Origin of the sequence: Actinosynnema mirum DSM 43827 (genome assembly GCF_000023245.1) — a bacterium.
GTDB classification, from domain to species: domain Bacteria; phylum Actinomycetota; class Actinomycetes; order Mycobacteriales; family Pseudonocardiaceae; genus Actinosynnema; species Actinosynnema mirum.
This window is the reverse complement of sequence record NC_013093.1, coordinates 2728395-2740526: the sequence shown is the minus strand read 5'-3', so window position 1 is coordinate 2740526 and position 12132 is coordinate 2728395. Positions and strand designations below refer to the sequence as shown.

The 12132-nt window shown below is 73.0% G+C and carries 11 protein-coding genes; 5 read left to right on the top strand and 6 right to left on the bottom strand.

Annotated features, from left to right (window positions below; genetic code table 11):
• The first annotated feature begins 30 nt into the window (after positions 1–30).
• Complete coding sequence (locus AMIR_RS12345; protein WP_015801296.1) at positions 31–3225, top strand: LamG-like jellyroll fold domain-containing protein; 3195 nt, start codon at positions 31–33, stop codon at positions 3223–3225.
• 349 nt (positions 3226–3574) lie between these two features.
• Positions 3575–4189 carry a hypothetical protein gene (locus tag AMIR_RS40155; RefSeq protein WP_187313504.1) on the top strand — a complete coding sequence of 205 codons (615 nt, stop codon included), beginning with the start codon at positions 3575–3577 and terminating at the stop codon, positions 4187–4189.
• A gap of 103 nt (positions 4190–4292) precedes the next feature.
• On the opposite strand, the gene AMIR_RS12340 is transcribed toward AMIR_RS40155, so the two are convergent.
• Complete coding sequence (locus tag AMIR_RS12340) at positions 4293–4655, bottom strand: STAS domain-containing protein (RefSeq protein ID WP_015801295.1); 363 nt, start codon at positions 4653–4655, stop codon at positions 4293–4295.
• A gap of 30 nt (positions 4656–4685) precedes the next feature.
• On the bottom strand, positions 4686–6479 hold the full coding sequence (locus tag AMIR_RS12335) for a sensor histidine kinase (RefSeq protein ID WP_015801294.1): 1794 nt from the start codon (positions 6477–6479) through the stop codon (positions 4686–4688).
• Between the two features lie 228 nt (positions 6480–6707).
• Between AMIR_RS12335 and AMIR_RS12330 the strand changes: the two genes are divergently transcribed.
• The gene (locus AMIR_RS12330) at positions 6708–7397 is read left to right on the top strand and encodes a response regulator transcription factor (protein ID WP_015801293.1); all 690 of its coding nucleotides are present in this window, start codon (positions 6708–6710) and stop codon (positions 7395–7397) included.
• Here AMIR_RS12330 and AMIR_RS12325 read toward each other — a convergent pair.
• The 4 genes from AMIR_RS12325 to AMIR_RS12310 form a co-directional block, all read right to left on the bottom strand.
• The gene (locus AMIR_RS12325) at positions 7376–8212 is read right to left on the bottom strand and encodes a hypothetical protein (RefSeq protein WP_015801292.1); all 837 of its coding nucleotides are present in this window, start codon (positions 8210–8212) and stop codon (positions 7376–7378) included. The two genes, AMIR_RS12330 and AMIR_RS12325, sit on opposite strands and share 22 nt — an antisense overlap.
• A 38-nt stretch (positions 8213–8250) precedes the next feature.
• Positions 8251–8523 carry a hypothetical protein gene (locus AMIR_RS12320; protein WP_015801291.1) on the bottom strand — a complete coding sequence of 91 codons (273 nt, stop codon included), beginning with the start codon at positions 8521–8523 and terminating at the stop codon, positions 8251–8253.
• 10 nt (positions 8524–8533) lie between these two features.
• Positions 8534–9481, bottom strand: a complete 948-nt coding sequence (locus AMIR_RS12315; protein ID WP_118948289.1) for an NADP-dependent oxidoreductase — start codon at positions 9479–9481, stop codon at positions 8534–8536.
• 129 nt (positions 9482–9610) lie between these two features.
• On the bottom strand, positions 9611–9976 hold the full coding sequence (locus AMIR_RS12310; protein ID WP_015801289.1) for a winged helix-turn-helix transcriptional regulator: 366 nt from the start codon (positions 9974–9976) through the stop codon (positions 9611–9613).
• 219 nt (positions 9977–10195) lie between these two features.
• Here AMIR_RS12310 and AMIR_RS12305 point away from each other — a divergent pair, with 219 nt between their 5' ends.
• Positions 10196–11122, top strand: a complete 927-nt coding sequence (locus tag AMIR_RS12305) for an ABC transporter permease (protein WP_015801288.1) — start codon at positions 10196–10198, stop codon at positions 11120–11122.
• A complete protein-coding gene (locus tag AMIR_RS12300; RefSeq protein ID WP_015801287.1) occupies positions 11122–12117 on the top strand; it encodes an ABC transporter permease in 996 nt (331 codons plus the stop codon). Before AMIR_RS12305 ends, AMIR_RS12300 begins: the two co-directional genes overlap by 1 nt.
• Positions 12118–12132: the final 15 nt, after the last annotated feature.

Genomic DNA, 12132 nt, shown 5'->3' with positions numbered 1-12132 from the left:
CTCTCACAGCCAGGACCGAGGAGAACCGCCATGTTCCGCTCCGTCACACGGCTACTCACCCTGCTCTTGGCCCTCATCACCGCTTCCGCCCTCCCCCTGCCCCTCGCCGCGGTCGCCTCGGCGGCGCCCGCGGTGCACGGGCTCAAGGGGGAGTACTTCGCCATGTCCGCGCCGGGCGCGCGGGACTTCGCCGTCCCCGGCGGGTCCGCGCTCGACCCGAACGTCGAGTTCGGCAACCTCGTCCCGACCTTCCAGGCGCTGACCGGCAGGGGCGAGCACACCACCGCCCGCTGGACCGGGCGGCTCACCGCGCCCGCCACCGCCGACTACACGTTCCACGCGATCGGCGACAACGGGTTCCGGCTGTTCCTGGACGGCGCGCCGGTCATCGACCACTGGGTCGGCGACTGGGACGTCGAGCAGCGCAGCGCCCCGGTCCGCCTCGAGGCGGGCGTGGCGCACGAGTTCCGCCTGGAGCTGTTCCAGGACACCGGTGGCGCGAACATGTTCCTGCGGTGGTCCGCTCCGGGGGTGGCGAAGTCCATCGTCCCGGAGAGCGCGTTCACGCCGCCCGCCGACTTCGAGGTCTACCCGCTGGCGCTGAGCACGCCCGCGGGCGGCAGGACCGTGCTGGCGGAGTTCGACGGGCGGATCACCGCGCTGGGCGACTTCCGCTCGCACGTCGCGGTCGAGGTCGACACCGTGCCGTTCCCGATCAGCTCGGTGAACCGCAAGGACGACGACAAGCTGGTCATCACGCTCGGCGAGGCCGTGCTGAAGGGGCAGAGGATCCGGCTGCGCTACGACGGCGCGGGCGGGTTGGCGGTCGGCGGGAAGCCGGTGCCGAAGCTGTACCGGAGCGGGATCAACAACTCGGTCGAGCGGTTGACGACGCCGTGGACGAACAAGGTCAACAAGAACCAGCCGCTGCCGGAGTACCCGCGTCCCCAGCAGGAGCGGCGGAAGTGGTCGAACCTGAACGGGCAGTGGGAGTTCGCGGGCGCGGCGGCCGGTGAGCAGCCGGTGTTCGGGAAGGCGCTGGCGGAGAAGATCACCGTGCCTTACCCGGTCGAGTCGCTGCTGTCCGGGATCGAGCGGCACGAGGACCACATGTTCTACCGGCGGACGTTCACCGTGCCGCAGGACTGGAACGTGGGCCGGGGGCAGCGGTTGAAGCTGAACTTCGGCGCGGTCGACTACCGGGCCACCGTCTGGGTGAACGGCGTCAAGGTGACCGAGCACGAGGGCGGTTACACGGCGTTCACGGCTGATGTGACGGACGCGCTCGGCGGGCGCAGGCAGCACGAGCTGGTCGTGGCGGTCACCGACACGACCGGGGCCGAGCAGCCGGTGGGCAAGCAGACGTCGAACCCGAGCGGGATCTTCTACACGGCGTCGTCCGGGATCTGGCAGACGGTGTGGTTGGAGCCGGTGCCGGACCGGGCGATCGACGACGTGGTGAGCACGCCGGACATCGCGACGGGGACGCTGTCGGTGACCGTTCGGTCGGCAACGTCACCCGGTGGTCGGGTGACTGTCACCGCGAAGGAGAAGGGCGGCCGGAAGGTCGGCAGCGTGACGGGGGCGGCGAACTCGGCGCTGACCGTGCCGGTGCCGAAGGCTCGGCTGTGGAGCCCGGAGGACCCGTACCTGTACGACCTGGAGGTCGTGCTGGAGGACGGGCGGAGCAAGGACGTGGTGTCGAGCTACTTCGGGATGCGCTCGATCGGCGTCGCGCAGGTGAACGGGTTCCCGAAGCTGGTGCTCAACGGGAAGCCGGTGTTCTCGCTGGCGCAGCTGGACCAGGGGTTCTGGCCGGACGGGTTGAACACGGCGCCCACGGACGCGGCGCTGGAGTTCGACCTGAAGGCGCAGAAGGACCTCGGGTACAACGCGGTGCGCAAGCACATCAAGGTGGAGCCCGCGCGGTGGTTCTACCACGCGGACCGGCTGGGGCTGCTGGTGTGGCAGGACTTCGTGTCCGGCACGTTCAACACCGAGGCGGGGCGCACGGCGTTCCAGGCGCAGGGCGCGGCCGTGGTCGAGCAGCACCGCTCATCACCCTCGGTGATCGGCTGGATCGTGTTCAACGAGGGTTGGGGTGAGTGGGACCGGGAGGAGACCGGTCGCATCACCGAGCGCGTCCAGGCCTCGGACCCGTCGCGGGTGGTGAACGCGCACAGCGGCGTGAACTGCTGCGCGTCGAAGGGCGACTCCGGCAAGGGCGACGTGATCGACCACCACGACTACAACAACGACTCGCCGCCGTGGCCGGACGCGACGCGGGTGGCGATGGACGGCGAGCACGGCGGTTTCACGCTGCGCACGCCGGGCCACCAGTGGCCGGGCGCGCCGACCGCGATCTACAGCGGGGTGGCGAGCAAGGCGGAGCTGACCGCGAAGTACGTGTCGAACACCGAGCAGCACTACCTCCAGGCGGCGGGCGCCGAGCTGTCGGGGTCGGTGTACACGCAGGTCACGGACCTGGAGACCGAGCTGAACGGGTTGTGGACGTACGACCGGCGGGAGATCAAGGTCGATCCGGGTCCGGTGCGCGAGATCAACCGGAAGGTGATCGAGGCCGGTGCCGCGGCAGGCACGTACCGCTACCCCGCCAAGGGCACGTGGTCTCTTGACGAGGGCCAGGGCGCGGTGGGCCGGGACACCTCGGGTGGCGGCAGCGACCTGTCCGTGACCGGGGCGACGTGGGCGGAGGGCCTGCGCGGGACGGCGCTGTCGTTCACCGGCTCGAACCAGTACGCGCAGACGAGGACCCCGGTGGTGGACACCAGGGCCGACTACACGATCTCCGCCTGGGTGACCCTGGACGGAGTGCCAACCAACTGGGTGACCGCGGTGAGCCAGGACGGCCGCAGGCGCGAGAACCCGTTCTACCTCCAGTACGGCCAGGGCGGCTTCGCCTTCAGCGGTCCGGGCGGCCACCGCGCGGTGTCGCAGCCGGTGACCCCGGAGGCGGGCAGGTGGTACCACCTGGTGGGCGTGCACGACGCGGCGAAGGCGGAGTTCCGGCTGTACGTGGACGGCGCTTTGGCGGGAACCACGCAGGCGGGCGAGCCGCACCTGAGCACGGGGCCGCTGTCGATCGGGAGGGCGAAGTACGCGGGCGGGAACGTGGACTTCTGGAAGGGGAAGGTGGACCAGGTCCAGGCGTTCGGCAAGGCCCTGACCGGGGCCGAGGTGGCGGAGCTGCACTCGGCGCGGTGATGGGGGCGGTCGGCGCCGGCTGACCGGCGACAGCTGACCGATGACAGCTGACCGATGACGCGGCGGGTCGGGGAACTCCCCCGGCCCGCTGCGGCGTGTTCGAGCGGTTCGACGCACCTGATGAGCGGCCCGTTCACCGAAGAGCGCCGAACAGCACGGTCGCCAGTCGGCACAGTCACCAGGCAGCTTGCCCACCGGGCGGCGCGATTGCCAGGCGGCACGATTAGGCGGCAGGCACGTAGAAGGAGACACCCCTAAGGGCACCTCCAATGGGAGCGCTCTCCGCCCCGACTAGCCCACGCCACCGGACTCTCACCCCAACAGCGGGCTGGCCAGGCCAGGTAGGCGGGTGGGCAGGCCGGTGGGCGGGCAGGCCGGCCAGGCGGGCAGGCGGGCAGGCGGGCGGGCGGGCAGGCGGGCAGGCGGGCAGGCGGGCAGGCGGGCGGGCAGGCGGACAGGCGGGCGGGCAGGCCAGGCCGGTGGGCGGGTAGGCAGAGCAAGCGGGCTGGCTGGGCAGGGCTGGCCAGCAGGCAGGCAGGCCAGGCGGGCGGGCAGGCCAGGCAGGCCAGGCGGGCGGGCAGGCCAGGCAGGCCAGGCGGGCGGGCAGGCCAGGCAGGCCAGGCAGGCAGGCCAGGCAGGCCAGGCAGGCCAGGCAGGCAGGCAGGCCAGGCAGGCCAGGCAGGCAGGCAGGCCAGGCAGGCCAGGCAGGCAGGCAGGCCAGGCAGGCCAGGCAGGCAGGCAGGCCAGGCAGGCCAGGCAGGCAGGCAGGCCAGGCAGGCGGGCAGGCGGGCGGGCAGGCCAGGCCGGTGGGCGGGCAGGCAGAGCAAGCGGGCTGGCTGGGCAGGGCTGGCCGGCAGGCTGCCGGGCCGGGGCGGCGGGCAGGGCGAGTCACCGGTTGGGTGGGCAGTGCTGCGGAGAGGGCGTTCTGATGAGAGCGCTCTCGCCCCGCCCCCATCGGCCCTAATGCGTCTTCGCCCGAGTTCCAGCCAGCGCCCGACCCAGCGCCCGAATCGGTGCCGGTGCCGGCATCCGAACTCAAGCCCGAGCCCGCACCCGAGCCACCCGCCCTACCCCCACTCGTCCGCCTCGGCCACCGCCGCGAGCGCCGCCTCCGCGCTCCCGTGCATCTGCAGCACGTGGTGCAGCCCCACCGAGCTCAGCACCCGCCGGATCTGCCTGGTCACCACCAGGTGCAGCGCCCCGGCTCGGTCCAGCAGGCGGTCGTGGGACTGGACCAGGGGTTCGATTCCCCAGGACGTGAAGAAGTCCACGCCCGTCAGGTCCACCACGACCACGTCCGCCCGCGCGGCCTCCAGGGCCTCGCGCAGGACTGGCGCCGTGGCCACGTCCACGCCGCCGCGCACGCGCAGCACCACCACCGACTCGTCCACCCGCACGGTGGACGTCGACAGAGTCCGGTCTCCCCACACGTACGGGCTGGTACCCCTGAAAGTGGTGTTTCACCCTTCGGTGGGCTTCCTGCCTTCCGGGACCCGCACGTCCAGGGGCAGCTCGATGCGCACCGTCGTCCCGCCCTCGGGGGACGGGGTCAGGAACACCGCACCGCCGTGCCGCTCCGCGATCGCCCTGACCAGCGCCAACCCCAGCGCCGACCCGGTGTGCTGATCCCCGCCCGACCTCGCGCCCTCGCGCGGCAGCGTCGTGAACAGCCTCCCGCCCGCCCCGCCTAGCGGTACCTCGTCCGTGACCTCCATGGACCACTCCCCGTGACCGCCGACCGTCGACGTCACCCGCACCGACGCCGACGGCGGCGAGGTCGCCACCGCCGCCGCGACCGCGTGGTACGTCATGCACGAGAGCAGCTCGCCGTCGCCGCGCGCCTGCGTCGGCAGCACCGGCGTGTCGACCTGCACCCGCACCGCCCTGGCCTCCGCCGCCGCCTCGACCGCGTGCGCGCCGTCCCGCACCAGCCGGTCCAGGTCGACGGACGCGATCTCCAGCTCCTTGCTGTGCGACTCGACCTTCGCGAGCAGCAGCAGCGTCTCCACCAGACCGGCCATCCGGTTCACGTTCCGCTCGACCGCCTCCGCCACCTGCCGCTCCCCGTCCCGCCGGTCGGCGACCAGCAGCGGGGTCAGCGAGGTCAGCGCGGTGAGCGGGGTGCGCAGCTCGTGCGAGATGGTCGAGATGAACTCGGTCTTCAGCGCCGACAGCCGGGACAGCTCGGCGTTGCGCGTCTCCAGCGCCCGCCGCAGCGACACCTGGTCCGTCACGTCCCGCAGCACCCACAGCTGCCCGAACAGCTCGTTCTCCCCCCGCACCTGGAGGAAGTCCACCTCCAGCACCCGATCGGGGCCCAGTGGCACGGAAGAGGCGTGGACCGGCTCGGTCGCGGTGACGCAGCGCATCGCCAACCGGTCCAGGTGCTCGTAGTCCTCCGGTGGCCTGCGGCGGCGCGGGCCCATCTCGCGGCCGGTCAGCCCGACCAGCTCGCGCGGCTCCCCCTCCAGGTCCAGCAGCTCCAGCACGGTGGTGTTGACGGTCAGCACCTTGCGGTCGTTGTCCTGCAGGATCACCCCGACGCGCAGCGCGTCGATCAGCATGTACAGCCGCGCGCTCGTCACCCGGCTGTGGTACTGCGCGTCGTGCAAATCGGTCATGTCGCGGGAGAACGTGACGAGCCCGCCGATGACCGGGTCGTCGATCCGGTCGAGCACGATCACGTCCACGAAGATCCAGCCGCCGTCGGCCCCGCGCACCCGCGCCTGCACGCGGGCGGTGCCGCCGGGGTCGGCGGCGTGCAGCCCGAGGATGGCGTCCAGCACGGTGTTCCGGTCGTCGGGGTGCACGCCCTCGGCGGCGGTGTCGGCGACGTGCTCGCCGTAGACCAGCGCCGTCCCGTCCATCCACTTCCTGGTGTTGCTCCAGCGCAAGTACCCGTTCGCGTCGAACAGCGCCACCATCGAGGGCATCTGGGACACGATGGCGTCGCGCAGCGCGACCTCCCGCGCGGGCGGTCCCACCCCGTCGAGGGCGGCGGCCACCGCGTCGGCGATGATCCGGAGCCGCTCGGTGACCGGCTCGGCCTGCACCACGACCGCCCCGCCGCGCTCCAGCGGCACCACGACGTCGCCGCGCCACGGCGGCCCGTCCTCCCGCACCATCGCCGACAGCACGCCGGGAAGGGCGAGCAGCACGCGGACCGCCTGCTCGGGAGCCCGTCCGGTGTAACCGGCGCGGACGACCGAGCGCACCACCGCGGCCACCTCGGCCGGGTCGACCGCCTGCGCCATGGGCTCTCCCGTCTCGCGATACGCGGCACAGCACACCGCGAATCGTGCGACGCCGTGGCGCGGCGTGCCCCTTGCGGACCAGTGTCCACTCGAAACGGTGAAAAAGGGCGTGGTCGGCTCGATCGCCGGACGGACGTGGCGGGCTCGCTCGTATCGTGGCAATCCGGACGGGTGCGCCCCTCCACTGTGGACCGACCGGGTGAGAGCGCCCACGCCAGAGGAGGCGACATGAGCACCGTGCTGGTCGTGGAGGACGAGCCGGACATCGCCCTGGCGCTGCGGCTGAACCTGGAGCGGGCCGGGCACGAGGTGCGGGTCGCCTCGGACGGCAAGCAGGGGCTGCGGGAGCTGCACGAGTCGCAGCCGTCGCTGGTGCTGCTCGACATCGGCCTCCCCGTGCTGGACGGCTGGATGGTGCTGGAGCGCATCCGGGACGTGAGCGACGTGCCGGTGCTGCTGCTGACCGCGCACGGCATGGAGGCCGACAAGGTCAGGGGCCTGCGCGGCGGCGCGGACGACTACCTGACCAAGCCGTTCTCGGCGAAGGAGCTGCTGGCCAGGATCGAGGCGATCCTGCGCAGGGCCGAGGGGGCGACGGCGGCGAGCAAGGCCGAGGTGTACGACGACGGCCTGGTGCGCATGGACCACCGGGCGCGGCGGGTGTACGTCAACGGCGAGGAGGTCGACGTCAACGCCACCGAGTACCGGCTGCTGTCGGTGTTCGTGCAGCACAAGGGGGCGGTGCTGTCGCCGGGGCAGCTGCTGGACAAGGTGTGGAACGACCCGACCGGGATCGGCGCGGAGCGGGTGAAGTTCGCGGTGATGCGGTTGCGGCGCAAGCTGAACTGGTCGGCGGACGAGTCCCCGATCCGCGCGGCGCGCGGCATGGGCTACCGCTACGACCCGCCGCGCAAGTAGTCGGGCTCGGCCTCGTAGCGGGCGATCGCGGGGGTGGGGTCCGGCGCGGGCGGCGCGGTGAGGTGGGCGCGCAGGTCGAGCGGGTCGCTGACCGGGAACGGGTCGGTCCGGCGCGAGCGGGACACCGCGAGGGGCGCCAGGACGACGAGCTGGGACAGGGCGCCTGCGGTCGCGAGGAGGGCGGCGCAGCCGAGGAGGACCATCGGGTGGTCGCGCTCGGCCCACACGAGCGCACCACCGCCGATCAGCGCCGTGGTGAACAGGACCAGGCAGAGAACCAGGACCGTGGGCGAGTACGGCCTGCTGCCCGGCTCGACCAGGGTCGTCGACCGCTCCCCCGCCAGCTCCCACCAGCGCCGCCGGTGCGCGGGGACGTCGACGTCGGACTCGGCGATCCAGCGCAGCGCCCGCCCCTCGGCGGTGAACCCGGCGCGCTCCAGGAACCCGATCCACTGCCCGATGCCCACGCCGGTGGTCTCCTCGGCGGCCCGCCGCGCGGTGAGCCCGTCGATCCCGAGCGCGGCGGCGACGGCGAGCAGGACGTCGGGGTTCTCGAACGCGCCGGAGACGAGCCTCCGGTTCAGCCACGCGTGGGCGCGGGCCCGGTCGCCCTCCCAGGAGAACCCGACCGCCGACCGCCCCCGGCCCGCCGCGACCTTGAGCGCGTCCGGCACCTCGGCCTCGACCTCGGGCGCGGGGCCGAGCAGGAACACCCCGTGCGGGGTCGGCACGAGCCTGCGCGGCCGGGCGTACCGGGCGTGCAACCGCTCCAGGACCTCGTCCGGCCCGTCCGGGACCCACACCGCAGCGCGCACCGCTTACCCCCATGATCAACGCAGGTGACGCGGCGATCCTAGGGGTTACCGGGGCGAACGACCCGGAACGGGTCGGGGCGGCGCAGGCGGGAGAGGACCAGGGTCGTCTCGGCGGCGCTGTGCGCCAGGGCGAGCAGCCCGATCACGATCGCCAGCCGCAGCAGCGGATCGGGTTCCGACGGGTGGATCAGCACGGCGGTGACCATGACGAGCACCGCGATGGCCAGCTTGGCCGCCTGACCGGGCAGGGCCTTCTCCCAGGACGGGCCGGCGGGGAGGACGGAGAGCTCGCCGAACCCCCGAGCCGCCACCCCACCCGCGTCAGCTCACGCTGAGCACGAGCTTGCCCCGCACGCGCCCCCGCTCGCCGTGGACGTGCGCCTCGGCGGCCTGCTCCAGCGGGAACACCCGCTCGACCTCCACCCGCACCTCCCCCGCGTCGATCAGCTCGCCGATCCCGGCCAGCGCGGGCGCGTCCGGCTCCACGAGGAACGAGCTGGTGCGCACCCCCAGCTCCGCCGCGCGCGCGACCGCCGCCTCCGAGACCCCGCCGGGCACGCCGACGAACAGCCCGCCGGGCCTGAGCACCGACAGGGACCGCAGGTCGGTCTCGTCGCGCCCGCCGATCAGGTCGACGACGACGTCCACGTCGCGCACGTGCTCCTCGAACCGCACCGACCGGTAGTCGACCAGCTCGTCCGCGCCGAGGCCGGTCAGCCACCCGTGGCGCTCGGCGCTCGCGGTGCCGATCACGTGGGCGCCGAGGTGCTTGGCGAACTGCACCGCGAAGTGCCCCACCCCACCTGCGGCGGCGTGCACGAGGACGCGCTGGCCCTTCTCCACCCCGGCGGTGTCGACCAGGACCTGCCACGCGGTCAGCGCGGCCAGCGGCACGGCGGCGGCCTCCTCGTGGGTGAGCGAGGCGGGCTTGCGGGCGAACTGGCGCGAGGGCGCGGTGACGTGCTCGGCGTAGGCGCGGGCGGCGCGCGGGAACCACGGCATCCCGTAGACCTCGTCGCCCGGCTGGAGCGTGGTCACGCCGAACCCGACCGCCTCCACCACGCCGGACACGTCCCAGCCGAGGACGTGCGGCGCGTCGCCGAGGTGGCCCGCCATCCCGCCGCCCGCGCGGCTCTTCCAGTCGACCGGGTTGACCCCCGCCGCGCGCACCCGCACGAGCACCTCGGTGGGCAGCGGCTCCGGCTTGGCGACCCGCTCGACGCTGAGCACGTCGGGCCCGCCGAAGGACCGCTGGACGACGGCGCGCATGGTCTCGGACATCTTCACTCCCCGTGACGTCGGTACTCGCCGGAAGATCACTCCCGGCCTGTCCCGACCGTATCCGCGAGGGGGTACTTACCCGCAAGGTTCACTGCTTCCCGAAGGGAAGTGAGCAGCTCAGCCCCCCGAAGGCAATCGGTCGAGGTTGTCCTCCACCCACAACCGCAGGCCCCGCAGCGGCACGGCGGCGTCCCACCCGAGGTCGGTGAGCGAGTACTCCACGTGCAGGGGCACGGCGGGCACGACCTCGCGGTGCACCAGCCCGTGGTCCTCCAGCCGCCGCAGGGTCTGGGTGAGCACCTTCGGGCTGACCCCCTCCAGCCGCCGCTGGAGCTCGCCGAACCGCAGCACCCCGTCCTCCAGCGCGCCGATGGCGAGCGCGGACCACTTGTTGGCCAGCAGGTCCAGCATCGACCGGCACGGGCACTGGGCCTTGTACACGTCGTGCACCGAGTGCGCGCCGCTCCCGCAGTCGACCGCCACGTCTCCCCCTGAGCAGGAAGCTTCCCATCGGGAAGCAATGACCGGAAAGGCCCACTGTACGCCTGGGGAAACCAGCCGAAAACGATCTTCGCACGCGCGCGGAAACCTACTCCCACCAGCCAGGGAGCCCAAATCCTCTCACCCGTTGGACAGAAATCCACACCTCGGTGGATCGACCTAAGGTGAGCGCCGCTCGCCCCCCTCAAGGTCAGGTGCCCGTTGTCAGAACCCCTACGCCCCACCGCGGTCCGCTCGCTGCCGCGCGCCGTCCTGTCGGTGCTGCGGCACGACCGCTGGGCGCGCGCCGGAGCGATCACCATCGCGGTCCTCGGGCTGCTCGCCCTGTCCGCCGACCTGCTCGGCGCGCTCACCGGCCAGGACCCGTACACCTACCGCACCGAGGCCCTCGACCCGGCGACCGGCGCGCCCGCCGGAGCCCTGGGCGGGGTGAGCGCGACGCACTGGTTCGGCGTCGAGCCGCTGACCGGCCGCGACCTGTTCGCGATCGTCGCGCACGGCGCGCGCACCTCGTTCCTGATCGGCCTGGCCGCCACGGCGGTGTCCGCGCTGGTCGGGGTGGTGCTCGGCGCGCTGGCGGGCTACCGGGGCGGCTGGGTCGACCAGCTCGTCACGCAGACCGCCGACGTGCTGCTGGGCTTCCCGTACCTGATCTTCATGATCGCGCTGGCCGCCGTGGCCCCGCCGGACGTGCCGCGCCCGCTGCTGCTCGTCGTCGTGATCGGGTTCTTCGGCTGGCCCTCGATCGCCCGCATCGTGCGCGCCCAGACCCTGGCGCTGCGCTCGCGCGGGTTCGTCTCGGCCGCCCGCTCGCTGGGCGCGGGCCCGTGGCACGTGTTCCGCACCGAGCTGCTGCCCAACCTGTGGGGTCCGATCATCGTGGTCTCGACGCTGTCCATCCCCGGCAAGATCGGCCTGGAGGCCGCGCTGTCGTTCCTGGGCGTCGGCATCCCGCCGCCCACGCCCAGCTGGGGCCGGGTGATCAGCAGCGCGGTCAACTGGGTCGGCACCGACCCGATGTTCCTGGTGTTCCCCGGCGCGGCGCTGCTGCTGTCCACCTGGGCGTTCACCGTGCTGGGCGACGGCCTGCGCGACGAGCTCGACCCCCGGACGGCGGTGCGGGCCTGATGCGCACGACGCTGTTCGTCGGCAAGCGGGTGCTGAGCGCCCTGCTGGTGCTGCTCGCGGTCGCCCTGTTCACGTTCGCGGTGTTCTACCTGGTGCCCGCCGACCCGGCCGAGGCCGCGTGCGGCAGGCCGTGCACCGAGCAGAACCTGGCGCTGGCGCGCGAGTTCATGGGCTTCGGCGACCCGTGGTGGTCGCAGTTCGGGGACTTCCTCGGCGGCATCCTGGCCGGTCGCACGTTCGGGGTGGGGGCCACCTCGATCGAGTGCTCCGCGCCGTGCTTCGGCTACTCGTTCCAGCAGAACACCGACGTGGTTCAGCTGATCTGGGAGCGCCTTCCGGTGACGTTCTCGCTGGCGGTCGGCGCGGCGGCGCTGTGGTTCGTGGCGGGCGTCGGCACGGGCGTGCTGGCGGCGCTCAAGCGGGGCACGGCGGTGGACCGGATCGCGCTCGGCGCGTCGGTGGCCGGGGTGTCCGCGCCGGTCTACCTGACCGGCCTGCTCGGGCTGCTGCTGTTCGGCTTCACGCTGGACGTGGTGCCGGTGGGCGGGTACGTGGCGTTCACCGAGGACCCGGTCGACTGGCTGTGGCGGATGGTGCTGCCGTGGGCGGTGCTGGCGTTCGCGCACGCCGCCTACTACACCCGGCTCACCCGCACCCAGATGCTCGACGCGCTCGGCGAGGACTACGTGCGCACCGCCCGCGCCAAGGGCCTGACCGAGCGCGAGGTCGTCGGCAAGCACGCGCTGCGCAACGCCCTGCTGCCCGTGGTGACCCTGTTCGGCGTCGACCTGGGCGCGCTGCTCGGCGGCGCGGTGATCACCGAGCGGGTGTTCGGGCTGCCCGGCGCGGGCTCGCTGCTGGTGGACGCGGTCAACCAGCGCGACCTGCCGCTGCTGCTGGGCTGCACGCTCTTCGCCGCCGTGCTGATCGTGATCGCGAACGCGCTGATCGACCTCGGCTACGGCGCGCTCGACCCGAGGGCCCGCCTCACCTGACCGGACGCCCGCCGC

Bases quoted from the DNA above. Each gene is read 5' to 3' on its own strand.
- AMIR_RS12345 (WP_015801296.1), top strand. From the start codon at position 31: ATGTTCCGCTCCGTCACACGGCTACTCACCCTGCTCTTGGCCCTCATC.
- AMIR_RS12315 (WP_118948289.1), bottom strand. From the start codon at position 9,481: ATGCGCGCCGTCGTCCAGCGGTCCTTCGGCGGGCCCGACGTGCTCAGC.
- AMIR_RS12335 (WP_015801294.1), bottom strand. From the start codon at position 6,479: ATGGCGCAGGCGGTCGACCCGGCCGAGGTGGCCGCGGTGGTGCGCTCG.
- AMIR_RS12330 (WP_015801293.1), top strand. From the start codon at position 6,708: ATGAGCACCGTGCTGGTCGTGGAGGACGAGCCGGACATCGCCCTGGCG.
- AMIR_RS12300 (WP_015801287.1), top strand. From the start codon at position 11,122: ATGCGCACGACGCTGTTCGTCGGCAAGCGGGTGCTGAGCGCCCTGCTG.